Below are 25,863 nucleotides of genomic sequence, written 5' to 3'. Positions count from 1 at the left end.
CGTATCTGCATGACAATGCAGCCTGATAACTATGTTTTTTATACAAAAAGAGAATTTACAGAATCGCCCCTGTAACTACGTATGATTGCCTCACTAACAAGCCTTGCAATACTGACGGTATCTATCTTTCCACAAAGCTTGGCCTCTTCAGACAAAGGAATCGTATCCGTCACGACAAGTGTGTCCAGTGAAGAGTTGTTTATCCTTTCAACGGCCGGCCCGGAAAGAACAGGATGGGTGCAACAGGCGTGAACCTCCTTTGCCCCCTTGGCCTTGATAACCCCTGCAGCCTCGGTAAGGGTTCCAGCCGTATCAACCATGTCATCAAGGATAATGGCTGTCTTTCCCTCCACATCTCCGATAATAGCCATGGCCTTTGCCTGGTTGGGTGCACTTCTTCGCTTATCTACAATGGCCAAGCCTGCATGGAGGCGTTTTGCAAAGGCCCTGGCACGTTCCACACCGCCCGCATCTGGAGAGACAACGACAAGATCTCCGTTATAATTGTTCCGGATGTGCTCAAGCAGAATGGGAGCTGCATAAAGATTATCCACAGGGATACTGAAGAAACCCTGGATTTGACCTGCATGCAGATCAAGGGTGATAACCCGGTGCACACCGCTGTTGGTAAGCAGATCAGCTACCAACTTGGCACTGATGGGCACCCTGGGTGCAACTTTTTTATCCTGGCGGGAATAACCAAAATAGGGAATAACCGCCGTTATAGGGCTGGCAGACGACCTTTTCAGGGCATCCACCATAAGTAAAAGCTCCATCAAATTATCATTTACCGGAGCGCAGGTGGACTGAATAATAAAAACTTCCCGTTTTCTGACATTCTCATGGATCTCCACCTGAATTTCACCGTCACTGAATCGGTTCAGCTTGGTTTTTCCAAGGGGTCTTGCAAGATACTCAGAGATCTTTTGTGAAAGCGCAGGATTAGAATTTCCTGAAAAAACCGATATACCGTTCATATAAATTCTCTTTTCATATGAAACTCCCACCGAAGCATTGCAATCAGAGGCGTTTCATCATTCGTTGCGGTCAAAGCATACATCCTGCTCCAACCACGCCGGTTATTTAATTGTTACTGGCTGGGGCGGGAGGGTTCGAACCTCCGAATGCAGGAATCAAAATCCTGTGTCTTACCACTTGACGACGCCCCAACAAAATTAAGCATTATTCTGTAAAATCATTGCCCTTTAAAAATGATGCCATGAACACACGCCCATGGGGTTCATCTGTTGTTTCCGACAGAAGCTTAAAGGCCTGCTGAGCCTTTAAGCCATCGGAAAAAAGCGCAAAATAAGAAGAACCACTGCCCGTCATAAGCAACCCATCCGGCTTAAATCCGGCCATATCTTCCCTTACCCGGATAAGAGCAGGGTAAATCCTGCAGGCAACCGGTTCAAGATCATTGTGCAAAAGCCCTTTAACATCCAGGGGTTGGCCTTTCCCATGAGCATTTAAAACAGCATTATTATTCGTTTTTACCTTTTTTGTCAATGCCAAATTGACATTTTCATAAACCAGTGAGGTTCGGACACTAAGCCCTGGAAAATATACAACCACATGGTATGGCAGAAGCGGCGCACAGATTAAGAGTTGTTCACCCACTCCCCGGGCAAGGGCCGGCCCGCCATGGATAAAAAAAGGCACATCTGTTCCCAGCTTGAGCCCCATGGCCATGAGGGCCTGTTTAGAAAAGGGCGAACCAAACCGTCGGTTGAGAACCTGCAGGGTGACTGCAGCGTTGGAACTGCCTCCCCCCAGACCCGCACCCACAGGGATCTTTTTATGAATAGACACACAAACCCCGGTCTTTTTTTTGCAAAAAGGTTTAATTCTGGAAAATGCGTCAAAAAAAAGGGTGGCTGCCCTGTGAACCAGATTGGTACAATCTTCCGGCACATCCGGGTGGTCACAGACAACAGCCACGCCCGGACAGGTATAATCAAAGGATAGACGGTCACCAAAATCAAGGCAGGTCATCAGGGTGTAAAGCTCGTGGTATCGGTCATCTCTTCTGCTGGTCACATAAAGAAAGAGATTGATCTTTGCCGGTGAAAACGCCCGTTCAATCACCCCTTGGCCCTTACAAACGCCAAACGGACTTCATGGACAAGGCTCTTAATCAGGTTGGCCTCATCATTGTCAAGGTTTCCCCGGGTTTTTTCCTCAAGCATCACGATCATGTCGATGGTCTGCCGTCCAAGATCAAGATTTTTACCCTTCTGCCCGGTAGTTGGGTCTTCCATTTCACCCAACTGCACCAGGGCAGAGGAGTAGAGGGAAAGAATAAAGGTGGAAAAATCCACGGTCGGCATTTTTTTGCCCTTACCTGACGGCCCCTGGCCGTTTTTCATTGTAAAACCCTTTCCTTCAGACATAATTTTACTCCTTCCTGTTTAGGATCGCAAATTTTATAACTTGAACAAAATTGCTTGCCTTTTGGTCCATCTACATCAAAACATCAAAGGCCCAATAGGCCTGCTATTGAACCTTTAATGCGCCGTGTAGATGAACCACCGTATTTTATAGATTCGTCGGCGCTATTTCTGTTCAACTTATTTCATCTGTGATCCCTACGCCTTTTGGAATCTCATTTTTTCAGGGGTTCAAACTTGATGATAACATCGGCAACCGTTGTTCCCTCGCCCGCTTCATGGACAAACAACGGGTTGATATCAAGCTCCTTGATCACTGGATAGTCAGTCACCATGGCCCGTAAACTCACAAGGTTTTTCTCAAGGGCCTCAATGTCTGCGGGTGCTTCTCCCCTGACTCCGGCAAGGAGGGGGTAACCCTTTATACCCTTGACCATTCTTCTTGCTACATTTCGTCCCATGGGCGCCATCCGGAAGACCACATCCTTATAAACCTCCACAAAAATTCCGCCCAACCCGAACATCACTGCATGTCCAAACACATCATCACGACTCACTCCAAGGATAACCTCCCTGCCTTTTTTTGCCGACTCCTGAACAAGGACACCGTCAAGCTTTGCCATGGAGTTGTAAGCCTCAGCGTTTGCCATGATTTTATCAAAGGCCTCGCCTGCCTCATCCGGAGTGACAATCCCCACCATTACTGCCTTTGCATCGGACTTGTGAAGAATCTGTTCGGAAACGATCTTCATGACTACCGGGTAACCAATGCGCCCGGCAATCTGTATTGCCTCGGCCCGGGTTTTGGCAAGGGCCATGTCAAGGGTTTTAAAACCATAACAGGCAAGGAGTTCGCTGCCGTCAAGTTCCCCCATGGTGGTCTGCCCCCTGTCCATGCAATCCTGGACAATCCTGCCTGCCCGCTCCACATCATGGACAACAGCGTACTCCGGCAAAATTTTTCTTGAGAGCCATTGTTTGCTTCGGTAAAGAACGCCCATGGCCCGGGCCGCACTTTCCGGAAACTGGTATACCGGCACATGGTTCCTCTGGAGAAGTTTTACCCCGTCGGACACATCAACCACCCCCATGAAAGAACAGACAATGGGTTTGATGGCGTTCCTTGCTATATTGACAATGGCCTCGGCCGTTCCCATGGCATCGGTCATTGACTGGGGAGTCAGGATAATCAGAACCCCATCCACCCCGGGATCACTGAGCACAGTGGCCAGAGTGTTTTCATACCGGTCCCTTGCCGCATCTCCGATCACATCCACTGGGTTATGAAAATTTGCCGTGGGTGGCAGATACTTGTGCAGTTCAGAGATGGTCTCATCTGAGAAACGGGCAAGACTCAGCCCGGAATTTTCGCTCATATCTGTGGCAATGATGCCGGGTCCACCCGCATTGGTAACAATGGCAATCTTGTCTCCGTTGGGTATTTTTTTAGCGGCAAGGGCCTGGGCATAATCAAATAGCTCGTTGACCGTATGACACCGCACAATCCCGGACTGAAAGAAAATAGAGTCATAAATGGCGTCTGAACCTGCAAGGGCACCAGTATGGGAGGCGGCAGCCGCAGCTCCGGCAACCGAAGTACCGGATTTAATGGCAATCACCGGGGTGGGATTCACCCCTGATGTCATCTCTCTTACCTCGGAAATAAACTCCTCAGCCCCCCGGGAAAGTTCTTCCATATAAATCATGACCACATCGGTATTGGGATCCTTGTGGTAATAGCGTAATAGATCGAGCTCATCCACGTCCGCCTTGTTTCCAATGGAGATGAACTTTGAGAACCCAAACCCCTTGTCTGCGGCAAAATCAAGTACCGCCGTGCAAAGCGCCCCGCTCTGGGAAATAAATGACACATTTCCAGCCGTCGGCATCCGGCTGGAAAAGCTTGCATTCAGGGAGACATCGGGCGAAGGATTGATGACACCAAGGCAGTTCGGACCTACCAGGCGAATATTGGCAGCGCGACACACAGCCTTGATCTGCTCCTCAATCTCGGCACCTTCTCCCCTGACCTCTTTAAAGCCGGCAGAGACGATCACCACCCCTTTTACCCCTTTGGCAATACACTCTTTTACCGCATTAAGGGCGAGCTTTGGCGGAAGGATCACCATGGCAAGATCAATGGGATCCGGGATATTGGTCACGCTGGTGTAACACTTCACCCCAATGATTGATTTGGCTTTGGGATTAACTGGATAAATGGTTCCCTTGAAACCGCCAAACAAAATATTGGCAAAGATATCATGGCCCACTTTTCCCTTCTGGGTCGAGGCACCAATAACGGCGATTGACTCGGGTGCAAAAATAGCATCAAGCTTATCCATGAATCCTCCTTGTTTGCTTCACAGCAGGAAGAACAGTGTCCATGAGCCCATCCACAGCCTTCACAGCCAGGGAGTCGTCTGGAAGATCCATCAGGGAACGACCTTCCATGTCAAAATCCAAAAGGGCTGTATCGTCGGGAATGGTACAGACAATGGGAATCCCGATCTTTTCACATTCATCAAGAAAGGCCTTTCCAAGGGTTTCAGGTGCCCGGTTTACAATGAGCCCCACCTGGCCGACGGTGAGTTTCAGATCGGACAGCATGGAGTTGATCCTGCCAACAGCCCTGAGACCCCGAAGTGCATAGTCGGTCACAAGCAGCAGCATGTCCACCTTGCCACTGGTCCGCCGACTCAAATGTTCCATGCCCGCCTCATTGTCCACCATGAGATATTTATAATTTTTCTCAAGCTCCTCGGTAAAACGGTTCAGAATGTTGTTGACCATGCAGTAACACCCCTGGCCCTCCTGGCGCCCCATGACAAGAAGGTCAAATGCCTCCTGTTCGATGATCACCTGATTTATAAGCATTTCAAGATAGACAATTTTATCCATGCCCGAAGGAATCCCCTGGGGATTTTTCATGAAATCTTCCCTGACATCCCCCACGGTTTTATCAACCTTAATGCCAAGGGTTTCCCCAAGGTTGCTGTTGGGGTCGGCGTCAACCGCAAGCACTGGGGACGCACCGTTCTTTGTCAAATGACGCACGAGCAGAGCAGCCACCGTTGTCTTTCCGACACCGCCCTTTCCTGCCAAAGCAATTACCTTACTCATTTTATCTCCCTGGAGACAAACCCTGCCCCCGGTTAGTTATAATTCTTCAAATCCGCTGCAAACCTTTGAAAATCAGCCGTCATGAGAAACTGTGAAATAATTTCTCCAAGCTTGTCCGCCGTATCAACCCGGTAAACACCTCGGTCATCTTTACCGGCAACGGCCTTGGCATTTGCAACCACTGTCTTTAAAGACTCAACGGTTATATCCAGATTGACCTGAACGGTCACCATATCTTTTTCTTCTTCCATCAGGCTTTACCCTTACGTTCCCTGGAACCTGTCATATAAATCCGCAATGCCTCCTGCACGGTTCCGGCTGCAAGGAAGGCACAATGTCTGTCATCCTCGGGCATATTGCCCAGCTTTGCCAGTATCATATCTCCTGTAATGTCTGCAAGCTCTTCGGCACCCATGCCAATGGTCATCTCTGCAGCAAAGGACCCGCACACATTACTTGACCCGCAGCCATCGGTCATATAAGAGGCTTCAACCACCCGGTCCCTTTCGAATTTAAAATAAATATCCATGGAATCGCCGCAATCGCCCAGAGCATGACCGTGAACGTCATAATCGTCCAGTCGGCCCCTGAACCTTGGATTTTGCCAACGTTCAAATCCCTGTTCACCAAGGGCATTTCTTGCCTCATCAAAAATTTTATCCTGGAGATCATCAAGGAATTGATCCAGTCTATCTGCCATTTTTACCTCCTGCCCACCAATTACTTGAACAATCCATCATCCTTAAGCCGTTGAACAATCTTAAGGACAGACCCGGATCGATCCATGGTATAAAAATGCAACCCGTCTACCCCTTTTAACACAAGATCCCTGCACTGATCAAAGGCAAAATTAACACCAAGGTCTGCCACGGCTTCTGACTTGTCATTGGTCAGTGAATCAAGCTTTTCCCTTAAACCGGTCGGAAGGGTCGAACCGCAAAGCTTACACAGCATACGGGTCAGTTTGACCGTGTATATGGGCATGATGCCTGGGATAATGGGAATGGTTATACCAGATTTCCTGCAAAGGTCAACATAGCGATAGAAACTATCATTGTCATAAAAATACTGGGCAACCACGTATTGAGCACCATTGTCCTGCTTCAACCTGAGATATTCAACATCCTTTTCAAGGCTTTCGGCCTGGACATGGCCTTCAGGGTAGCCTGCACACCCAAGGTCAAAATCATAACGATCGCTTATAAACCGGATCAGATCTGAAGCATGGGCGAAACTTTCCGGATGGGGTGTAAAGCCATCTGTTCTTGGTTTGTCTCCCCGGATCACAAAGATGGTCTCAACCCCCAGTGCTTTATACCGGTCAAGCACCTCGGTGATCTCGTGGGGTCCAAGACCATAACCTGCGATATAGGCAACCATGGGCAGGTTCTTTTCAATCATCATACGTTTAACCGCCTGGAAGGACCCCTCGCTGGTTGACCCGCCTGCCCCAAAGGTCATTGACATGTAGGCAGGATTTAAAGCGGAAAGCGCATCAACAACCCCATAAAAAGAAGATTCAGCCTTATCGTCCCTGGGAGGAAAAAACTCAAAGGAGACACTGGGATCGGACTGATTTTTATAAAGATTTCCAACTCTCATATATTCACCTCATATAATATAAATTATAACGCTTATATTTATAATTCAACTTTCGGACTTCAACTTTGACAACGCCATTTAAACAGCCAATCCCGAAAGTTAAGTTTATAAGCTATGGCTCTTAAGCTGTTCTCTAAATTAGACCAATATGAAAAAAACGCAATAATAATCAACAAAAAATCAAATTTGGAATACGGTTTCAACGCCCTGGGACACCAGAAATCAGACAAAATTTGATTTGACACATAAACTAAGTTCAGATAGAGTCCCAAATGACCCAATTTAACAGTTAATTCATCCGTTACAAACTCAAATTGAGTAGAGAACAAAAATGGTATAACCAATTGAGTATATTAAATTTATACCGATAACATCATCTTCTTGATTTAATAAATTCAGAAAGAAATACCATCTCTACCCATAACCAATTACAAAGGAGAAGAATTAATATGTCAATGCCAGATAAATCCTGCAAGGACTTCATTGATGTTTTGGCTTCCAAAAGCCCCGTTCCCGGTGGCGGCGGTGCTGCAGCAATGGGCGGCGCAATTGGTATGGCGCTTTCCAACATGGTCGGAAACCTGACCGTCGGCAAAAAAAAATATGCCGATGTCGAAGAAGAGGTTAAAGACCTGGTCAAAAAAGGCGAAAAAATCATAGCTGAACTTGAAATTCTTGTGGACAAGGACGCAGAGGTATTTGAACCCCTTTCCAAGGCCTATGGACTTCCAAGGAGCACTCCTGAAGAGATTGAATTCAAGAACAACACCATGGAACAATGCTGCAAAACTGCCTGTTCTGTGCCCATGGAGATCATGCGCAAATCATATCAAGGCATCAAAATCCATGAAAGAATGGGTCAGATCGGCACCATGATTGCCATATCAGATGTGGGTTGCGGTGTTGCCTTTATGAAAGCTGCCCTTGTTTCAGGCAGCTTGAACGTCATTATCAACTTAAATGCCATCAAAGATGAAACGTTCAAGAAAGCAACTCGAGAAGAGATGACTCAGCTTCTGGAAGATGGAAAAAAGATAGCCGATGCGACCTTTGATCTTGTGGTTTCTAAATTGACAAAATAAGGAGAGCAACAAAATGGCAGAAGTTTTAAAGGGAAAACCTGTAGCAGATGCCCTCAAGGCAGAGCTGACCAAGAATATTGAGGCACTGAAGAAGGACAAGGGAATCACACCGAAACTTGGCATCATTCGTGTCGGTGCACGTCCCGATGACCTTTTTTATGAAGGCGGCGCCAAAAAGACCTGTGCAGCCGTTGGCATGGACTGTGAAATTTTTGAGTACCCCGAAGACATAGACCAGGCATCTTTTGAAAAAGCAGTCACGGAGGTCGGTGCAAAAAAAGATGTAAACGGCATCCTCATGTTTTCGCCCCTGCCCAAGAACCTTGATGAACGGAAAATCAGGACCCTGATTCCCGTGGAAAAAGATGTGGACTGCCTGACAACAGGGGGTGCGGCAAAGGTCTTTACTGACGATGCCACGGGTTTTCCTCCCTGTACACCAACGGCCTGCATGGAGATGCTTCATTTCTATGATATTCCCATCAAAGGCAAAAAATGTGTTGTTGTCGGCAGATCCCTTGTGGTTGGGAAACCCTTGGCCATGCTTCTTCTGCGCGAGCATGGAACGGTAACCATTTGCCATTCAAGAACCGAGAATCTGCCTGGTGTATGCCAGGATGCCGATATTCTCATCGCGGCCGTTGGACGGGCAAAAATGGTAAAGGCAGACTTTGTCAAAAAAGGCCAGATCGTCATTGATGTCGGCATCAATGCCGACCCTGACAGACCCGGCAAGTATTGTGGTGATGTTGATTTTGAGACGGTTGAACCCGTGGTCACAAAAATCACCCCTGTTCCTGCCGGAGTCGGCTCGGTAACCACATCCGTACTCTGCAAACAGACCTTTATGGCATGCCAGATGCAAAACGCCTAGAGCTTCTAATTAGGCACCTAAATTTTCGGACTATCAGCAAACAACTAAAAATGGCGTAGGGGTTTTCAACCCCTACGCCATTTTTTCATAATTGCTGCACGGCAAGGGGGAGGCTGTGAACTTCTGGTCCCAGCCTCCCTTTATGGTTAAAACATTAGAATACGCCTTCAACCTTTCCAGTTTCACAATCAACATCAACACGCTTGAATGCCGGGTTGGACCCGGTTCCAGGCATGAGACTGATGGTTCCTGCTACAGGTACGATAAAGCCTGCACCGCCGTAGGTCAGAACTTCCCTGATCATGAGTCTCCAGCCTGTTGGAACACCCTTGAGTGAAGGATTGTCTGAAAGGGAAAGATGGGTTTTTACCATGCACATCCCAAGCTTTGCCAACTCGGGATCAGCCTGGATTCTGGCAAGGGAAGCATTTGCCTCATTGGAGTAGTCAACGCCGTCAGCCCCGTAAACTTCCTTGGCAATGAGTTCGATTCTCTCTTTAAGGGGCATGTCAAGCTCATAGAGAAACTTGAACTCTGTTTCTTCTTCACAGGCTTCAATAACGGTTTCAGCAAACTCAATTGCGCCGTCACCACCCTTTTCCCAGTGACGGGAAAGGGCAACCCTTGCACCCTCTGCTTCAGAGAGTTCACGAACCTTGGCGATTTCAGCATCGGTATCTGAATAAAACGCATTGATGCAGACAACCGGGCTGATACCCGCCTTTCTGACGTTTCTGATATGGTGAAGGAGGTTGGCACATCCCTTCTCAACCCACTCTACACTTTCTGTGTTGTACTCTTCGGGCATGGGCTTTCCGGGGACGGGAACAGGAGCGCCACCGTGGCATTTAAGGGCACGGATGGTAGCAACGATAACGGCACAGTCGGGCTTCAATCCGGAAAAACGGCACTTCAGGTTCCAGAATTTCTCAAATCCGATGTCAGCACCAAATCCAGACTCTGTGACGTGGTAGTCGGCAAGCTTGAGACCCACACGGTCTGCAATGATGGAACTCTGGCCGATGGCAATGTTGGCAAAGGGTCCTGCATGAACAAGAACCGGCTGGCCTTCAAGGGTCTGGATGAGGGAAGGATTAAGGGCATCAACCATCCATGCGGTCATGGCACCGGCCACCTGAAGATCTTCAGTGGTTACGGGCTTACCTTTTTTAGTATAGGCAACAACGATCTTGCCCATTCTCTCACGCATGTCCTTGAGATCCTTGGCAACGGCAAGAATGGCCATAACCTCGGAGGATACGGCAATTCCGAACTTGGATTTCATCATGTAACCGTCGGATTTACCGTTAACACCATCAATACCGATGATGATATTTCTCAATGACTGGCAACAGAAATCCATGATCCAACCCATCTCAACCCGTGTGGGATCGATGTCAATACGTTTCATGCCGGACAGCCGCTCAAGCTGCTCGTCCGTATAGTTTCTTTCATGCTGCATGCGGGATGTAAGGGCTACCATGGCAAGGTTGTGGGCGTTCATGATGGCATTGATGTCACCGGTAAATCCAAGGGAAAAAGGCGTCAGGGGAATACACTGGGCAAGACCACCACCAGCGGCAGATCCCTTGATGTTCATGGTGGGTCCACCTGAAGGTTGACGGATGGCGGCACAGACGCTTTTACCCAGCTTTCCAAGACCCTGGACAAGACCCATGGACGAGGTAGATTTTCCTTCGCCAAGGGGGGTGGGGGTAATGGCTGTCACGTCAATGTATTTTCCATCGGGTTTATCTTTCAGACGCGCCAGAACTGCACGAAAATCAATCTTTGCGATGTAGTGGCCCTGGGGAAGTAGCTCCTCCTTGGTCAGTCCAAGTTTTTCGCCAATCTCGTAAATCGTGAGCATGTCTTTTTCTGCATCCTGTGCAATTTCCCAGTCTGCATGTTTGGTTGGATCTAATGCCATGGTTAACTCCTTTTAAATTGTTGGGCTCGGGAGGTGAGCCTGTTAGAATCTAAACGCATGATCGGAATAACTTCGATTTTCAAAAGATCATATTCTAATAATAGACGATTCGAGTCAAGCACTATTTGGGTTCTTCATGAAAAAACCGGGGGTCTGAACTTTTGCTGATCCACGGCCAAATTAACAATCGTTTCCCATTTACTAAATTAAATTTATTTAATCCAGAAATCGCATATTTTTCGCCCCATTTCCTAATCTATTTTTTTTGAACCTTTGCCAACAATTAATTGACTACACTATTGACAAAAGGCCATCTGGGTTATAAATCATTGTACGATAGAAGCATGAGCCCGACTCAGGTTGACGAGCACAACACCTTTTTTGGAAGGGGATTATGGCCGTTATCAAAGCATCTAAAATACCAGCTCATTCAGCTGCCGTTCCACACCGAACCACAGGTTTCGTTTTTTTGTCTTTTGTATATTCTATGATCATCTTTTTATTTGATCATTTTTCATATAATCAATCTGCAACCAATAACAATCACTTATGAGGAGGTAAAATTGGGATTTGAAATCACGAAAGAATCCTATGCCGGAGCTATAAAGGGAATTACAATTGGTAAAGGGGATGGAGCCATCACAGTGGGAGGGCAGACCAGCTATCCGTTTTATCAATTTGAGGGTGAAATGCCCAATAAGCCCGTTATTGCCATGGAAATCTGGGACATGGAGCCCGAAGAGTGGCCGGCTACAGTTATTGAACCGTTTAAAGATGTTCTCAATGATCCTGCTGCCTGGGCCAAAAAGTGTGTGGAGGAATACGGCGCAGATCTTATTGTTCTTCAGCTCAAGAGCATCGACCCCAACGACAAGAATGCCACGGCAGACGAAGCAGCTGCAACGGTAAAAAAAGTAATTGCGGCCATCAAGGTACCTCTGGTTGTATGGGGATGCGCTGCACCTGCAAAGGACGAAGAAGTTCTCAAAAAGATTGCCATGGAGTGTGACGGCGAGAACCTGATCCTCGGCCCTGTAGAGGAAAAGAATCACAAGGGCATTGGCGCCGCAGCCATGGGTTACAAACACACCATCATCTCTTCTTCTCCCATTGACGTCAACCTTGCAAAGCAGATCAACATTCTCCTTGAGAATCTGGGCATGCCCCTTGACAAGGTCATTGTTGATCCCACCACGGGTGGTCTTGGCTATGGCATGGAATACTCCTACTCCGTCATGGAGCGACTGTCCATGGCTGCCATGACCCAGGGCGATGACAAACTTCAGCTGCCCATGATCAACAACCTTGGCAACGAAATCTGGAAATGCAAAGAGGCTAAACAGTCCGCTGAAGAAGCACCTGAGCTTGGGGATCCGGAACGACGCGGCATTCTCATGGAGGCTGTCGGAGCCGTAACCTACCTCATGGCCGGTTCCAGCATTCTGATCATGCGTCATCCAGAGTCCATAAAGCTTGTCAAATCATTTATCAACCTTGCCGCAGACGGCGGATCTTCATTGGATATTGCTCCAATTACGAAACGGCTGGATGACGTTGAGATTGATTTTGCAGCCCTTGCTCCTGCACCTGATCTTACCATGGAGGCTGAGAAAAAAGCGGCCCCGGTTAAAGCTGCTGCCGCTCCTGCTGCTGCTCCTGCCGCTGCTCCTGCTGCTGCTCCTGCCGCTGCTCCTGCTGCTGCTGCTGCTCCTGCTGAAGATGCAGTTGAAGCTGCTGCAAAGGGCCTTGGAATTGACCTTGCTGCTCTGCTTACAAAACGAGGATGCACAAAACAGGATATCCAGCACACTGCAGATCAGCATAAGCTGACGCTTGCCCAGGTCATTGAAAAACTAAACGCTTAATTTTAGGGGGAATCACAATGGCGATAGATCTGTTTGCGAATGAACCCAAAGACCTTTTTGGGGATGCCCCCAAGGATCTTTTTGGATCAGAACCAGCAGTGGATCCAGCAGCTGAGGCAAAGGCCAAAGCTGAAACTGCTGCAAAGGCTGAGGCTGACGCTGCTGCAAAGGCTGTAGCCGATAAGGCTGCCAAGGAAAAAGCTGAGGCTGACGCTGCTGCAAAGGCAACGGCTGACGCTGCCGCAGAAGTTGCTGCCAAGGAAAAAGCAGTAACAGCTGCTGCTGCTAAACTTGAGGCTGAAGAGCAGGCATTAAGGGACAAAAGAGCCCAGGAAAGGTACGAACAAGCGGCAAAACGTGCAACTCAGCCAAAGAAGAAAACAGTTTCCATGACAGCGGCCAGTGTACAGCTGTCAGAGCTTGACAAGATCCTTATAAGCTTGAACAGAACCCACAAAAGGGAAACTGCATAGTTTCTTTAAAATGGCTGTCATATTTTTATGTACATGGAATCACACACAATAGGAGGAGGAACCTCTAATGGCAGAAGCAAAAAAAGCAAAAGTTGCCAAAGCAGAAAAGGCAATGAAACTGGCAGACCCTAAGGAAGCAACAATTGACGTAGCATCCCAGCAGATGATTGTCCGTGCCCAAGAACTTGGAGTTGATACGGTTTTTGACAGGGCTGTCAATATGAAACCCTGTAGTATTGGTGCCCAGGGGATCTGCTGTAAAAACTGTTCCATGGGACCCTGCCGCCTGCCGCTTCCCAAGGGCGGGATTGAAGGTAAGGACACAAGAAAGAGCCTTTGCGGCGCAACCCCCAATACAATTGCAGCACGTAACTTCATCAGAATGATCGCAGGTGGCGCATCTGCCCATTCAGACCATGGCAGGGGTGTTGCTGAAGTATTTCTAGCTGCAGCCCGCAAGGAAACTGATGCCTACCAGATCAAAGACACGGTGAAACTCAAAGCCCTTGCACCCACCCTTGGTGTGGCAACCACCGTTGAGGTTGACGGTGAGACCCAGGACAGGGACATCTATGAGATCGCCGTTGAAGTCGGTGAAGCTGCCCTGAATGAATGGGGAAAACCCGAAGGCGAATTGCTCAACCTCAAACGGGCACCTGAAGCCCTTTATGAAAAATGGAAAAAATTAGGCGTTCTCCCGAGAAACATTGACAGGGAGATTGTCGAAATCATGCACCGGACCCACATTGGTGTTGACCAGGACTACAAGAACCTGATGAAACAGGGCACCCGGGCTGCCATTGCCGACGGCTGGGGCGGATCCATGCTGGCAACGGATCTCCAGGACGTTCTTTTTGGAACCCCCTTCCCCATCCAGAGTGAGGCCAACCTTGGCGTCATGAAAGAGGATCATGTTAACCTTATTCTCCATGGCCATGAGCCCATTCTTTCTGAAATTGTCGTTTCCGTGGCCCAGAGCCAGGAGATGATTGATTATGCCAAGACCAAGGGCGCCAAGGGTATCCAGTTGAGCGGCATCTGCTGCACAGCCAATGAACTCCTCCAGCGCCACGGTATTCCAACGGCGGCAACCTTTCTCCAGCAGGAACTTGCCATCATCACCGGTGCCTGTGACGCAATGGTTGTGGACATCCAGTGCATCATGGAAAATATTGCCAATGTTGCTGAATGCTTCCATACCAAAATCATCACCACTCATCCCATCGCAAGAATGGAAGAGCAGAGCGTTCTCCACATTGAGTTTGACGAGCACCATGCAGTGGAAGATGCAAAGCGCATCGTTAAAATCGCCATCGACAACTTTGAAAATCGTAACAGGGAAGTAATGATTCCCTCCCAGAAGGCCACCCAGATCGCAGGATTTGGTGTGGAGTCCATTCAGTATCATTTGGGCGGAACCTTCAGGGGCTCCTACTACACCTTGAACGATAATATCATCAACGGTCGCATCAGGGGTATTGCCGGTGTTGTTGGTTGCAATAATGCCAGGACAAAACATAATGACGGTCATGTCAGGGTTGTCAAAGAACTGATCAAAAATGATGTCATTGTTCTGACCACCGGTTGCAACGCCATCGCCTGCGCCATGGAAGGTCTGTTGACACCTGAGGCTGCTGCAGTTCATTGCGGACCCGGTCTTGCTGAAGTTTGCGAAACAGTTGGAATTCCACCGGTCCTTCACCTGGGATCCTGCGTTGACAACTCAAGGATTCTGCTTGCTGCTACAGAAGTTGTAAAGGCGGGTGGCCTTGGCCATGACATCTGTGATCTTCCGGTTGCAGGAAGCGCCCCTGAATGGATGAGTGAAAAGGCCATCTCCATTGGTCACTACTTTGTGGCCTCCGGTGTTTATACCGTCTTTGGAGTCACCTTACCCACATCCGGTGCACCTGTTTTCCATGACTACCTGTGCAAACAATTTGAAGGCCTTACCGGCGGCATGTGGGATCTTGAAATTGATCCCATCAAGCATGCCCAGAAGATGATTGCCCACATCGACAAAAAGCGTAAAGAACTTGGCATTGATAAGGCAAGGGAAAGGGTCCTCATGGACATGGCCGATCGCCAGGCCCTGGAAGCATAGTCTCAAAAGGATCATGGAATTAAAGCGTAATCTAATAATAATGATAAATCCTCAACGAAGGAGGAACGCATGTCAAAATTAATAGCATTTGCAGCTATTCAGGGTGGATATAAAGTAGTTTCAGAGGTAGAAGGACTTTATCAGAAAGCACTTGCTACCTTTAGCGCAGACACAAAAGTTGAATTTCCAAATACAGCCTATTACCTTCCGGTCATCTATTCTTTGACTGGATTAAAGGTTGAGACACTGGAAGACATCAAAAAACCCCTTGCCTTTGCCAGGGGACTGCTTCCCCCCCATGTCAGGGGAAAGAACCACCTTCCCTACCTCGGACCACTCCTTGATGCCGGAATGGCAGGCATCATCGCCTATGAGATTAAAGAGGCATTAAGGATCGTTAACCAACCTGATTTCTACATTGCCCAGGAAGATCCCGACATTGAGGCCGGCAAAATCTGGACAGGTCCTGCAGATGATACCATCCTCAGGAAAAGGGGTGTTGAGTTTGTTGACGGTTCCGCTCCCGGATTTGCAGCCATTGTCGGTGCCGCTCCCAATCCTGAAATTGCCAAGATGATCGTGGAAGATTACCAGAAGAAGAGTCTCTACATCTTCTGTGCAGCAAACCACAACGGCAATACAGTGATCGAACAGCTCATTGAGGCAGGTGTGCAGATCGGCTGGAATACCCGTATCGTACCCTTTGGTCCTGACATTTCGTCCGCCGTATTTGCCCTTGGTTTTGCCAACAGGGCTGCCATGACATTCGGCGGTGTTCAACCTGGGGATCACAAAAAGATCCTCATGTACAACAAGGAAAGAATTTTTGCCTTTGTAAACGCATTAGGTGATATTGGAACCGAGTGGGGCGTTGCAGCAGCAGGTTGCGTCAACTGGGGTTTCCCCACCATTGCCGATACAGATATTCCTGAAATCCTGCCCACGGGTATCTGCACCTACGAGCATGTGGTAACCAATGTTCCCCATGACGAGATCTGCCAGAAATCCATTGAAGTCAGGGGTCTCAAGGTGACGGTTTCCGACATTGATATTCCCATGTCCTTTGGACCGGCGTTCGAGGGAGAACGGGTTCGAGGAGCCGATCTTCACGCCCAGTGCGGCGGCGGCAAAACCCAGTGCACCGAGCTTGTTAAAATGGCCCAGATGAATGAAATCGAAGATGGCAAGATCATCATTGACGGTCCAGATGTGGGAGATCTCAAGGTGGGTGACACCTTTCCCCTTGGTATCTTTGTCCAGATTGCCGGTCGTGAATTCCAGAGCGATTTTGAGCCCATCCTGGAACGTCAGATCCACCATCTGGTCAACTACATCCAGGGCATCATGCACATAGGCCAGAGGGATATTTCCTGGGTGCGTATCTCCAAGTCTGCCATGGAAAAAGGCTTTACCCTCAAGGATATTGGTGTGGTTCTCCATGCCAAGTTCCACCAGGATTTTACCAAGATTCTGGACAAGGTCCAGGTCACCCTCTACACCAAGCAAGCGGATGTGGATAAACTCACGGCAACGGCAAGGGATGAGTACCATACCCGTGATTCCAGGGTGGATAAAATGAAAGACGAGGATGTGGAGACCTACTACTCCTGTTCGTTGTGCCAGAGTTTTGCCCCAAACCATGTTTGCACGGTCAGCCCTGAAAGAACCGGGTTGTGCGGGGCCTACAACTGGATGGACTGCAGGGCCGCCTTTGAGATCAACCCCACAGGCCCCAACCAGCCCATTGAAAAGGGAGAATGCCTTGATCCAAAGCTGGGTCAGTGGAAGGGCGTCAACGACTTTGTCTACAAGGCATCCAGGGGTGCTGTTGCCCGTTACAACCTATACTCCATGGTCGTTGACCCCATGACCACCTGCGGCTGCTGCGAGTGCATTGCTGCCATGCTGCCCGGCTGCAACGGTGTCATGACCGTTGGCCGTGATTATCCAGGAGAAACCCCCTGCGGCATGAAGTTCACCACCCTTGCAGGTGTCATGGGCGGCGGTGCTTCCTCTCCCGGATTTGTGGGGCACTCCAAACACAATATCACCCAGGGCAAATTCATCCTTGGGGATGGTGGGCTCCTCAGAATGGTCTGGATGCCCAAGATGCTCAAGGAAGAGATCAAGGATCGTATTGAAAAAAGAGGCGCTGAAATGGGTTGTCCAGGACTCTATGACATGATTGCCGATGAGACCGTTGGCATCACAGAAGAAGAGATCCTGCCCTTTCTCAAGGAGAAAGGCCATCCCGCTCTGACCATGGAATCCCTTATTGGATAATTTTTAATCCTATAAAATGTGACAGCCCCTGGGCAGCACCAGAACCTTTGCCAAGGGTCTGTCACCTTAAAAAATAGACGAGGTGAAAAAATGGCGTTAACCGGTATACAGATATTTAAACTCCTTCCCAAGACCAACTGCAAGGAGTGCGGCGTGCCAACCTGCCTTGCCTTTGCCATGAACCTGGCATCGGGCAAAGCAGAGCTTGACGCATGCCCCTACGTATCTGACGAAGCGCGGGAGAAACTGGCCGAGGCATCGGCTCCTCCCATTCGCCCTGTGGCAATCGGCCAAGGCGTAAGAAAGACAACAACAGGTGGAGAAACGGTTCTCTGTCGACACGAGAAGACCTTTTTCAACCCCACCCTCCTTGCCGGCACTCTGGGTTCCGACATTGATGCAGCAACTCTTGAGAAAAGCCTTAAAACCTTTAATGCATTCCAGTTCGAGCGGGTCGGTCTTAACCTTAGACCTGAACTTATCGCCCTCAAGGATGCAGGTGCAGGCAAAGAGGCCTTTGCAACCTGTGCAAAGACCATTGCCGATACCTCTGAATTCAACCTCATCCTCATGACCGAGGATGTGGATGTGATGACAGCAGGTGTTCAAGCAGCAGGCTTCAAACGGCCCCTTCTCTATGCGGCAACCGAAGCAAACGTTGACGCCATGGGCGCCCTTGCAAAGGAGAGCAACCTTCCCCTGGCAGTCAAGGCAGATTCGATTGATGCCCTCATGGCTTTGACAGGAAAACTCACAGCCATGGGTCTCAAGGATCTTGTCATTGATTCTGGTGCAAGGGAGATCAAACAGGCCCTTGAAGATCAGGTGGCCATCAGGCGTGCGGCCCTCAAGGCCGGTAACAAGGCCCTTGGATTTCCCACCATCACCTTCCCCAGTGAAATGGCCTCAAACCTTGACATGGAAACCCTGATCGCCAGTATGTTTGTTGCCAAATACGGCGGAATTGTGGTCATGTCTGACTTCACATCAGAATCCTTGTTTCCCCTTCTCCTCGAACGCCTCAACATTTTTACCGATCCCCAGAGGCCAATGACGGTGGTTGAAGGCATCTATCCCATCGGTAACCCCGATGAGAACTCACCCGTGGTGGTCACCACTAACTTTGCACTTACCTACTTCATCGTATCCGGTGAAATTGAGGCAAGCAGGGTTCCCTCCTGGCTGATGGTTAAGGATTCCGAGGGACTTTCCGTTCTCACGGCCTGGGCCGCCGGTAAATTCGGTGGTGACGATGTGGGACTGTTTATTAAAAAATCCGGCATCATGGACAAGGTAAAACACACCGAGATCATCATCCCTGGTTATGCCGCTGCCATTGCCGGTGATGTTGAAGAGGAACTCCCTGGCTGGACCATTACGGTCGGCCCCAGGGAAGCAGCCCATCTTCCTGCTTTTCTTAAAACAAAATAATGACTATCAATGTCAAAGGGACGGCCAACCGTCCCTTTGATGTTACAATTCATGTGTAGATCAACTCAAATTTTACAGTAAAGGGAGATGAAATGATACTTTTTGGAGAAAGCTTGAACGTTATTTCCAATGTGATTGGAAAAGAATTTAAACAAGCAGACCCTGCCAAAAGAAATCCAGAGCCTATCCAGAAAGAGGTTCTCGAGCAAATAGAAAAAGGCATGGATTACATTGATATCAACCTTGGACCCGCCAAAAAATTCGGCACCGAACTCATGCCATGGGTGGTTCAGGTGGTACAGGAAGCTGCTCCGGGAGTGCCTCTGCTCCTTGACTCCTCCAACATTGATGCCATTGAGGCAGGCCTCAAGGTTGCTAAACCTGCCAACAAGCCCCATATTGTCAATTCGATCATGGCACGAACGGCACGCTATGAAGCAATGGTTCCCATGACAAAAAAATATGATGCCGATTTTGTCGCCCTCATGTGGGGACCTGAAGGGCTTCCAAGGGACGAGAATGAGCGTGCAGCCCTTGCGGTTGAGCTCCTTTACTTTGCCAATGAGGCAGGTATCCCCAACGAGAAAATCTGGGTGGACGGCATTGTGACACCGGTGAACATCCAGCAACCCCAGGCCATCAGCCTGATGCTGTTCCAGGACATGCTCCAGGATATTGCCCCGGGTGCCATGAGCACCTGCGGACTTTCCAACATCTCCAATGGTCCCCCAAATCACCTTCGACCCATCCTGAACCAGACCTTCATGGTCATGCTCCAGAAATACGGCATGGCATCGGTTATCTCTGATCCCCTTGACACCCAGCTTACAGCCATTGCCAAGGGCAAACGTCAGGACATCGTGGATCTTATTTACGCCATCCAGGACGGTAACCAGCCAGACATGGCAAGCCTGACCAAAGAAATGCAGGACTATGCCAAGACAGTCAATGTCATCCTTGGCAACACCCTGTACTCTGATTCTTGGCTTGAACTATAGTTTAAAAAATCAAATCAGACCTGAAACCCCTTCACGGCCATGGCCGTGAAGGGGTTTTTTTTATCTGTTGGTGCGCATATGATTGCAATTGAACCGTTCATGGATATATTAAAAGACATCCTAATCTTTTCGGTTATTATTTTTAATCATTATGGAGACGATTCATGGAAACCAATGTACAGCCAGACGACTCAGTCAAAGACCAATGGGCCTTTATTGTTGTTCAAAATCCGGGAACCGGTTCTGAACAGTTCATGGGATTCAAAACCCCGGAAAACGAACAAGAGTTTATACCTGCATTTGCCACAAAGCCTGAGGCCGAGCAATGCTTTCTTCTCATGCCAAAGGATATTATGAACAACAAGTATGAGATCCAGGCAATCCACAGGGACGACCTTATTTTAACGGCCCGGAACAACGGATTTGACGTATTTTTAATGGATGAAAAAAGCTGCATAAAGAAAAAACTCTAACACTTGATTCAGGAGCGTACAAAGTGAGCTTAAAATTAGCCATTGGCGGTAAGGGCGGAGTTGGAAAAACCACAATCACTTCACTTCTTGCAAGAACCATTGCACAAATCGATAACAACAGGGTCATTGCCATTGATGCCGATCCGGTTGCAAACCTTGCAGCAGGTCTTGGGATAGACGAATCCACACCCATCACCCCCGTAGCGGAATTGTCCGACCTCATTGCCGAAAGAACCGGTGCCAAGCCCGGTACCATGGGCGGATTCTTCACCCTCAACCCAAAGGTAGACGACATTCCAGACCGATTCTCCCTTGAAAGGGATGGGGTCAAGCTTCTTGTAATGGGAACGGTCCAGAGCGGTGGGTCCGGGTGCATTTGCCCTGAAAGCACAATTTTGAAAGCATTGATGAACCACCTTGTGCTTGCAAGAAATGAAGTGGTAATCATGGACATGGAGGCAGGGGTCGAACACCTTGGAAGGGCCACCTCAGGATCCGTTGATGCCCTGGTGGCCGTTGTCAACCCGGGCAAAAGAAGCCGGGTCGCAGCCGAACGGATCAGAAAGCTTGGCCAGGACATCGGCATTAAAAAGATTGTTGTCCTTGGCAACCGAGTTAAAAACCAGGCAGATGAGGATCTTATCCGGGAGTCCTTGTCAGACTTTGAAATCATTGGATTTCTTCCGGAGATGGAAGAAATTTTCAGTGCAGACAGACAAGGGGTTCGACCCTTTGATGACCCTTCGACCATACCCGAGGCATTCAAAACCATTGCCCGTCGCTTCCTGGATTTGAACGTGGAATAAACCTTCAATGATTTTTTTTCAGGAGGGGGGCAATCCCCTCCTCCTGGGAAATCATCCTAACCTTTGAATTTAATTTTTATTCCTGTCGCTGTTTCCCTTATGGCAAACCCAAAGTGTTCAAGTTGCTGGAATATGGGCCGCCCGAAATAAAAAAGTTCCTGTGCAACCGAAAGATGAAAGACATCAACGGAGCCTGCCCTGTGGTCAAGATCGTTGTTGACTGTTCGTTCAAGTTTTTTCAGAACCTTTTTAGATATATGTGACAAGGAGCCGACAAGGGCCTTTAAATCGGGAAAGGGGAACAGGGCTTCATGCTCAATCAGCCGTTTGCCCAGCAGTGTTTCTGCCCCCACCAGATCAAGCCTTGACAGAAGATCTCTGCCTGACAGCTTGAGAATCTCTCCAGTATCCCAGCATTTGAGGGTTCTGCAGGCCAGGGGGCGATGGGCGTATATCGAACATCCTTTTTGACCTTTGTCATAAAAAAGACAGGACCAGGTCCCGTTAGACCCGGAAATTTTCAACAGCTCTGTTTTTGAAGGTCCAATGGTGTCGGTCACAGGATCATGGACAGACTCACCCCGTCTGATGGTAATGATGCTTTTAAACGGCACAAAACCGTCGGTGATCAGCAACAGATCCTGGGTGTGCAGTGCAGGGCCGCCCTTTTCGCAACAGATCCCGCACTGACGACACTCTGTCTGGGCAGGAATTTGAGATCCGTCCCCTGGTTTATACTCCCTGTAATCGGCCATGTACTCCTTATGGAACAAATTTTTGCAATGGGTGCAATGGGAACAGATTTAAAACATGCCCGCCACAATTTAAAAAATGGCATCAAACGGACACCTTGCATAACAGGACATACACTTGATGCATTTTTCCTTGTCAATCACCGCCACCTGTTTTTTCTTCCAGATGATGGCATCGGCAGGACACCCTTTATGGCAGAGACCACACCGCTTGCACAGCTCAGGGTCAACCTCAAATTTCACAAGATCCGGGCAGATCTTAGCCGGACATCGTTTTTCCTCGATGTGGGCCTCATACTCGTCCCGGAAATAGCGGAGGGTGGAAAGCACCGGGTTGGGTGCTGTTTGCCCCAGGCCACAGAGGCTGGTTCTGCGAATCACATGGGCCAGGGTTTCCAGACGCTCAATATCGCCTGACTGTCCTTTTCCCTTACAGATGGCCTCGAGAATTTCCAGCATCTGCTTGGTACCTTCCCTGCACGGGGTGCATTTACCACAGGATTCATCCTGGATAAAATCCATGAAGTAGCGAGCCATGTCCACCATGCAGGTATGATTATCCATGACAATGGCGCCGCCTGAACCCATGATGGCACCCACCTTGACGATCTCCTCATAGTCAATGGGCGTATCAAGGTACTCTTCAGGCACACATCCGCCCGATGGTCCGCCCAGCTGAACCGCCTTGAATTTACGCTTATTGGGAACCCCACCCCCTATGTCATACACCAGGGTTCTGAGGGTGGTTCCCATGGGAATCTCCACTAGACCAATGTTGGCCACATCACCGGACAGGGCAAACACCTTGGTCCCCTTGCTCTTTTCTGTTCCAACACTTGCATACCACTCGCCCCCTTTCAGTATAATCTGGGGCACATTGACAAGGGTCTCGACATTGTTGAGGATGGTGGGTTTTTCCCAGAGTCCTTTATGGGCAGGAAACGGCGGACGGGGTCTTGGCATTCCCCTTTTCCCCTCAATGGATCGCATGAGGGCCGTCTCTTCACCGCACACAAAGGCACCGGCCCCCTGGTACACTTCGATATCAAAATTAAATCCCGATCCCAGGATATCCTCACCCAAAAGACCGTAATCCTTTGCCTGGGCAATGGCAATGCCGAGTCGCTTAATGGCAAGGGGGTATTCGCTCCTGCAGTAAATATACCCTTTGTGGGCATTGATAGCCTTGGCGGCAATGGTCATGCCCTCAAGGATGGCATGGGGATCGGACTCAAGCAGACTTCGGTCCATAAAAGCCCCGGGGTCTCCTTCGTCTGCGTTGCAGAGAACAAACTTTTTGTCACCTTCTGCCTGTTTGGCAAATTTCCACTTCATGCCCGCCGGGAACCCGGCCCCTCCCCTGCCCCTGAGGCCTGAAGCCATCATCTCTTCAATGATATTGTCCGGTGTCATCTCGTTCAAGGCCTTTGCAAGGGCAAAATAACCGTCCCTTGCAATGTACTCGTCAATTACCTCTGGATCAATGAGACCTTTGTTCCGCATGGCCCGGAACATCTGGCTTGCAAAAAAGGGGATGTCATCCATTCTAGGAATGATGTCCTTGGAGGCGGGCTCCTTGTAAAAGAGCCGCTTGACCGGCCGGCCCTTGAGAAAATGCTCTTCCACAAGTTCTGGCGCATCTTCCGGCTGAATCTTCTGGTAAAATATACCCTCCGGCTGAACCACCATCACAGGCCCCACGGCACAGAATCCATTACACCCGGTAACGACAATCTCAACCTCATCCGCCAGCCCCTGTCTCTCAATCTCCCGGACCAGCGCCTGCCGCACCTTCTCACTTCCGGTTGAATCACATCCGGTTCCACCGCAAAGCATGAGTTGTGTTCTGATTTTGTTCATCTTTTTCTCCCCTGTATGGCCCTATTCGTATTTCTCGAGAATATTGATCACCTTATCCGAGGTCACCTGGCCGTAGATATCCTTATCAACAATCATGACAGGTGCCAGGCCACAGGCACCCAGACATCTGACCCCCTCAAGGGAAAATTTACGATCCTCTGTGGTTTCCCCCTCCTTAATACCATAGGTGCCGTGGATACGCCCAATGGCCTCCTTGATACCTTTGACATAACAGGCTGTACCCGTACACACCCTGATCGTATGCCGGCCCTTTGGCGTAAGAGAGAAAAAAGAATAAAAGGTTGCCACGCCAAACACCTGGCTTGTGGGAAGAACAAGCCCGTGGCTGATGTGGTTGATAAGTTCAGATGGCAGATATCCCACAACTTCCTGGCTTTCGCGAAGAACGGATATCAGGGAACCGGGTATGCCCTTCCCGCTTGCAATAATCTTGTCTATTTTACCCCACATATCCTCTGAGATATCTGGATGAAGGGGGTGGGTCTTCTGTTTCATAATTTCTCCTAGACTCAATACACGACTAACCTATCTTATTATTTGATTTTTAATGCAATACTGATGGTTCTCTATTTTCACAGTCAACACAAATTGTCAATCATCGTTTAAAACTTTTCCCAGACCCGGGTTCGATCCATGGCCGCCAGGTGGTTGAGGATCTCATCATATTTTTTAATCACATGGTTCCAGGCATATTCCTCCATGGCCTGGGCAAGATTTCTCCCAAGCGGTTCATGGCGGTCAGACGAAAGCAAAAAGCCTGCCAGTTTATCCACCAGGTCCCCATGGTCCTTATACAATATGGTTCCATGGTGTTCCCGGGGCATAATTTCAGGATAGGCGAGCCTGTCCGGCAAGAGCGGAATGCACCCCATGCCCACGGCCTCCACCACAGAGATACCGAAATTTTCCTGAATGGCCGTACTCACAACGATATGACCCCGGCTGAGCCAGTCAAAATACACCGACTTGGACGGGACATGACCAAACACCACGATCTCTTGTTTAAACGCCTCTCTTGCAGCAAGGAATGCCTTTGGAATCTTTGATACGCCCCCACCAAGCAACGCGAGTCTAAAGGGTATCCCTCTTCGTTTAATTTCGCCAAGAGCCCTGAAAAACCGTTCCGGCTTTTTATCATACTCCCACCGATGATTCCAGATCACCAGGGGGGCAAGCGCCTTGTCTGGCAAGGATTCAGAGCTGCCCACGGGAAAACTGCATCCAGGGTAAAGCACCCCGGACCTTGCGCGGATGGTTCTGCCCACCCACGACGGATTTAAATCAGGCATTGTTGTGAGCAGCCCTTCCACCCCGGCCAGAAACTGCTCCATCTGGAATCTTGAATTAAAGAAAACCCGATCGGCACAAAGGGCCGTTGTCATGTTCATGAATCCATACTGCACTTCCGGGGGAACCCCTGGGTTGTCTGGATAGCCCAGCTGATTTTCATGGAAATAGGCCAAGACCGGCGGCGTGTTGGGGCCGGCCATGGCCATGAAATCACTCAGATTGATCATGTCTGTTGCAATGACGCCGTCATAGGCGGAAAGGTTGTCAATCCTTTCATGGAAAAGAAGGGCCGCCCCACGCATGCGCCATCGCCAGTAATGGTCAGGAAGCGTTACAATGTCTATCTCATGGTTTGAATGGGCCTTCAACCCCAGGGCAAAAGCCTTGTGCGACCCACCAAAAAACGATTCTAGAAAAAGAAACCTCACCAAACCTCCATGCCTGACCGTCGTTCACGGACACTGATATTTTCAGAATTCCATGAAAATTTTAACAATAACCGATTTGCC

General features: G+C 49.1%; 23 protein-coding genes and 1 tRNA gene. 10 read left to right on the top strand and 14 right to left on the bottom strand.

The features are described from left to right. Positions 1–38: 38 nt before the first annotated feature. The 9 genes from HRM2_RS08350 to HRM2_RS08310 form a co-directional block, all read right to left on the bottom strand. Positions 39–977, bottom strand: coding sequence for a ribose-phosphate pyrophosphokinase (locus tag HRM2_RS08350; RefSeq protein ID WP_015903575.1), 939 nt, complete (start codon positions 975–977; stop codon positions 39–41). Between the two features lie 117 nt (positions 978–1,094). Beyond that, a tRNA-Gln gene (locus HRM2_RS08345) sits at positions 1,095–1,169 on the bottom strand. A 13-nt stretch (positions 1,170–1,182) separates the two neighbouring features. After that, the gene (gene ispE, locus HRM2_RS08340) at positions 1,183–2,088 is read right to left on the bottom strand and encodes a 4-(cytidine 5'-diphospho)-2-C-methyl-D-erythritol kinase (protein WP_015903574.1); all 906 of its coding nucleotides are present in this window, start codon (positions 2,086–2,088) and stop codon (positions 1,183–1,185) included. Continuing rightward, positions 2,085–2,393, bottom strand: coding sequence for a DUF1844 domain-containing protein (locus tag HRM2_RS08335; RefSeq protein ID WP_015903573.1), 309 nt, complete (start codon positions 2,391–2,393; stop codon positions 2,085–2,087). Before HRM2_RS08335 ends, ispE begins: the two co-directional genes overlap by 4 nt. 212 nt (positions 2,394–2,605) lie before the next feature. Then, positions 2,606–4,732: an acetate--CoA ligase family protein gene (locus HRM2_RS08330; RefSeq protein WP_015903572.1), complete on the bottom strand. Its 2,127-nt coding sequence runs from the start codon at positions 4,730–4,732 to the stop codon at positions 2,606–2,608. Next, positions 4,725–5,510, bottom strand: coding sequence for an ATP-binding protein (locus HRM2_RS08325; protein ID WP_015903571.1), 786 nt, complete (start codon positions 5,508–5,510; stop codon positions 4,725–4,727). The genes HRM2_RS08330 and HRM2_RS08325 overlap by 8 nt, the downstream gene beginning before the upstream one ends. 32 nt (positions 5,511–5,542) lie before the next feature. After that, positions 5,543–5,761, bottom strand: a complete 219-nt coding sequence (locus HRM2_RS08320) for a hypothetical protein (protein WP_015903570.1) — start codon at positions 5,759–5,761, stop codon at positions 5,543–5,545. Then, the gene (locus HRM2_RS08315; protein ID WP_015903569.1) at positions 5,761–6,210 is read right to left on the bottom strand and encodes an iron-sulfur cluster assembly scaffold protein; all 450 of its coding nucleotides are present in this window, start codon (positions 6,208–6,210) and stop codon (positions 5,761–5,763) included. Before HRM2_RS08315 ends, HRM2_RS08320 begins: the two co-directional genes overlap by 1 nt. A 20-nt stretch (positions 6,211–6,230) precedes the next feature. Next, positions 6,231–7,112, bottom strand: coding sequence for a methylenetetrahydrofolate reductase (locus HRM2_RS08310; protein ID WP_015903568.1), 882 nt, complete (start codon positions 7,110–7,112; stop codon positions 6,231–6,233). A 455-nt stretch (positions 7,113–7,567) separates the two neighbouring features. Between HRM2_RS08310 and HRM2_RS08305 the strand changes: the two genes are divergently transcribed. Together HRM2_RS08305 and HRM2_RS08300 are read left to right on the top strand one after the other, a co-directional pair. Beyond that, positions 7,568–8,194, top strand: coding sequence for a cyclodeaminase/cyclohydrolase family protein (locus HRM2_RS08305; RefSeq protein ID WP_232364229.1), 627 nt, complete (start codon positions 7,568–7,570; stop codon positions 8,192–8,194). A 13-nt stretch (positions 8,195–8,207) separates the two neighbouring features. After that, positions 8,208–9,068, top strand: coding sequence for a bifunctional 5,10-methylenetetrahydrofolate dehydrogenase/5,10-methenyltetrahydrofolate cyclohydrolase (locus tag HRM2_RS08300; protein ID WP_015903566.1), 861 nt, complete (start codon positions 8,208–8,210; stop codon positions 9,066–9,068). A gap of 154 nt (positions 9,069–9,222) precedes the next feature. Here the strand turns inward: HRM2_RS08300 and HRM2_RS08295 are convergent, their stop codons facing one another. Continuing rightward, positions 9,223–10,998, bottom strand: a complete 1,776-nt coding sequence (locus HRM2_RS08295; protein WP_015903565.1) for a formate--tetrahydrofolate ligase — start codon at positions 10,996–10,998, stop codon at positions 9,223–9,225. 563 nt (positions 10,999–11,561) lie between these two features. On the opposite strand from HRM2_RS08295, the gene HRM2_RS08290 reads away from it, so the two are divergent. The 8 genes from HRM2_RS08290 to HRM2_RS08255 all read left to right on the top strand — a co-directional run bounded on the left by HRM2_RS08290 (position 11,562) and on the right by HRM2_RS08255 (position 21,431). Beyond that, positions 11,562–12,863: an acetyl-CoA decarbonylase/synthase complex subunit delta gene (locus HRM2_RS08290; RefSeq protein ID WP_015903564.1), complete on the top strand. Its 1,302-nt coding sequence runs from the start codon at positions 11,562–11,564 to the stop codon at positions 12,861–12,863. 17 nt (positions 12,864–12,880) lie between these two features. Then, the gene (locus HRM2_RS08285; RefSeq protein WP_015903563.1) at positions 12,881–13,336 is read left to right on the top strand and encodes a hypothetical protein; all 456 of its coding nucleotides are present in this window, start codon (positions 12,881–12,883) and stop codon (positions 13,334–13,336) included. A gap of 67 nt (positions 13,337–13,403) precedes the next feature. After that, on the top strand, positions 13,404–15,440 hold the full coding sequence (cooS, locus tag HRM2_RS08280) for an anaerobic carbon-monoxide dehydrogenase catalytic subunit (RefSeq protein ID WP_015903562.1): 2,037 nt from the start codon (positions 13,404–13,406) through the stop codon (positions 15,438–15,440). 69 nt (positions 15,441–15,509) lie between these two features. Next, entirely contained in the window at positions 15,510–17,723 is a 2,214-nt protein-coding gene (gene acsB, locus HRM2_RS08275; RefSeq protein ID WP_015903561.1) for an acetyl-CoA decarbonylase/synthase complex subunit alpha/beta, read from the top strand. A gap of 90 nt (positions 17,724–17,813) precedes the next feature. Continuing rightward, on the top strand, positions 17,814–19,154 hold the full coding sequence (acsC, locus tag HRM2_RS08270) for an acetyl-CoA decarbonylase/synthase complex subunit gamma (RefSeq protein ID WP_015903560.1): 1,341 nt from the start codon (positions 17,814–17,816) through the stop codon (positions 19,152–19,154). Between the two features lie 92 nt (positions 19,155–19,246). After that, positions 19,247–20,152, top strand: coding sequence for a dihydropteroate synthase (locus tag HRM2_RS08265; protein WP_015903559.1), 906 nt, complete (start codon positions 19,247–19,249; stop codon positions 20,150–20,152). Between the two features lie 164 nt (positions 20,153–20,316). After that, positions 20,317–20,625: a hypothetical protein gene (locus HRM2_RS08260; protein ID WP_015903558.1), complete on the top strand. Its 309-nt coding sequence runs from the start codon at positions 20,317–20,319 to the stop codon at positions 20,623–20,625. Between the two features lie 23 nt (positions 20,626–20,648). Beyond that, entirely contained in the window at positions 20,649–21,431 is a 783-nt protein-coding gene (locus tag HRM2_RS08255) for an ATP-binding protein (RefSeq protein ID WP_015903557.1), read from the top strand. A 56-nt stretch (positions 21,432–21,487) separates the two neighbouring features. On the opposite strand, the gene HRM2_RS25085 is transcribed toward HRM2_RS08255, so the two are convergent. The 4 genes from HRM2_RS25085 to HRM2_RS08235 all read right to left on the bottom strand — a co-directional run bounded on the left by HRM2_RS25085 (position 21,488) and on the right by HRM2_RS08235 (position 25,782). After that, complete coding sequence (locus HRM2_RS25085; protein ID WP_015903556.1) at positions 21,488–22,186, bottom strand: YkgJ family cysteine cluster protein; 699 nt, start codon at positions 22,184–22,186, stop codon at positions 21,488–21,490. A gap of 69 nt (positions 22,187–22,255) precedes the next feature. Then, positions 22,256–24,043, bottom strand: a complete 1,788-nt coding sequence (gene nuoF / locus HRM2_RS08245) for an NADH-quinone oxidoreductase subunit NuoF (RefSeq protein WP_015903555.1) — start codon at positions 24,041–24,043, stop codon at positions 22,256–22,258. 21 nt (positions 24,044–24,064) lie between these two features. Further along, positions 24,065–24,559: an NADH-quinone oxidoreductase subunit NuoE family protein gene (locus tag HRM2_RS08240; protein WP_015903554.1), complete on the bottom strand. Its 495-nt coding sequence runs from the start codon at positions 24,557–24,559 to the stop codon at positions 24,065–24,067. Between the two features lie 107 nt (positions 24,560–24,666). Beyond that, positions 24,667–25,782, bottom strand: coding sequence for a tRNA-queuosine alpha-mannosyltransferase domain-containing protein (locus HRM2_RS08235; RefSeq protein WP_015903553.1), 1,116 nt, complete (start codon positions 25,780–25,782; stop codon positions 24,667–24,669). Positions 25,783–25,863: the final 81 nt, after the last annotated feature.

Origin of the sequence: Desulforapulum autotrophicum HRM2, assembly GCF_000020365.1 — a bacterium.
In the GTDB taxonomy this organism is placed as follows: Bacteria; Desulfobacterota; Desulfobacteria; order Desulfobacterales; family Desulfobacteraceae; genus Desulforapulum; species Desulforapulum autotrophicum.
The sequence above is the reverse complement of the archived record's forward strand: the minus strand, read 5'-3'. Positions and strand labels throughout refer to the sequence as shown.

What these genes read in the sequence shown, in the direction of transcription:
- HRM2_RS08350 (WP_015903575.1), bottom strand. Translation starts at nt 977, where the DNA reads ATGAACGGTATATCGGTTTTTTCAGGAAATTCTAATCCTGCGCTTTCA.
- HRM2_RS08335 (WP_015903573.1), bottom strand. Translation starts at nt 2,393, where the DNA reads ATGTCTGAAGGAAAGGGTTTTACAATGAAAAACGGCCAGGGGCCGTCA.
- nuoF (WP_015903555.1), bottom strand. Translation starts at nt 24,043, where the DNA reads ATGAACAAAATCAGAACACAACTCATGCTTTGCGGTGGAACCGGATGT.
- HRM2_RS08265 (WP_015903559.1), top strand. Translation starts at nt 19,247, where the DNA reads ATGATACTTTTTGGAGAAAGCTTGAACGTTATTTCCAATGTGATTGGA.
- HRM2_RS08330 (WP_015903572.1), bottom strand. Translation starts at nt 4,732, where the DNA reads ATGGATAAGCTTGATGCTATTTTTGCACCCGAGTCAATCGCCGTTATT.
- HRM2_RS08325 (WP_015903571.1), bottom strand. Translation starts at nt 5,510, where the DNA reads ATGAGTAAGGTAATTGCTTTGGCAGGAAAGGGCGGTGTCGGAAAGACA.
- HRM2_RS25085 (WP_015903556.1), bottom strand. Translation starts at nt 22,186, where the DNA reads ATGGCCGATTACAGGGAGTATAAACCAGGGGACGGATCTCAAATTCCT.
- HRM2_RS08260 (WP_015903558.1), top strand. Translation starts at nt 20,317, where the DNA reads ATGGAAACCAATGTACAGCCAGACGACTCAGTCAAAGACCAATGGGCC.
- HRM2_RS08240 (WP_015903554.1), bottom strand. Translation starts at nt 24,559, where the DNA reads ATGAAACAGAAGACCCACCCCCTTCATCCAGATATCTCAGAGGATATG.
- HRM2_RS08305 (WP_232364229.1), top strand. Translation starts at nt 7,568, where the DNA reads ATGCCAGATAAATCCTGCAAGGACTTCATTGATGTTTTGGCTTCCAAA.
- HRM2_RS08285 (WP_015903563.1), top strand. Translation starts at nt 12,881, where the DNA reads ATGGCGATAGATCTGTTTGCGAATGAACCCAAAGACCTTTTTGGGGAT.
- HRM2_RS08295 (WP_015903565.1), bottom strand. Translation starts at nt 10,998, where the DNA reads ATGGCATTAGATCCAACCAAACATGCAGACTGGGAAATTGCACAGGAT.
- HRM2_RS08310 (WP_015903568.1), bottom strand. Translation starts at nt 7,112, where the DNA reads ATGAGAGTTGGAAATCTTTATAAAAATCAGTCCGATCCCAGTGTCTCC.
- HRM2_RS08300 (WP_015903566.1), top strand. Translation starts at nt 8,208, where the DNA reads ATGGCAGAAGTTTTAAAGGGAAAACCTGTAGCAGATGCCCTCAAGGCA.
- acsB (WP_015903561.1), top strand. Translation starts at nt 15,510, where the DNA reads ATGTCAAAATTAATAGCATTTGCAGCTATTCAGGGTGGATATAAAGTA.
- cooS (WP_015903562.1), top strand. Translation starts at nt 13,404, where the DNA reads ATGGCAGAAGCAAAAAAAGCAAAAGTTGCCAAAGCAGAAAAGGCAATG.
- acsC (WP_015903560.1), top strand. Translation starts at nt 17,814, where the DNA reads ATGGCGTTAACCGGTATACAGATATTTAAACTCCTTCCCAAGACCAAC.
- HRM2_RS08320 (WP_015903570.1), bottom strand. Translation starts at nt 5,761, where the DNA reads ATGGAAGAAGAAAAAGATATGGTGACCGTTCAGGTCAATCTGGATATA.
- HRM2_RS08315 (WP_015903569.1), bottom strand. Translation starts at nt 6,210, where the DNA reads ATGGCAGATAGACTGGATCAATTCCTTGATGATCTCCAGGATAAAATT.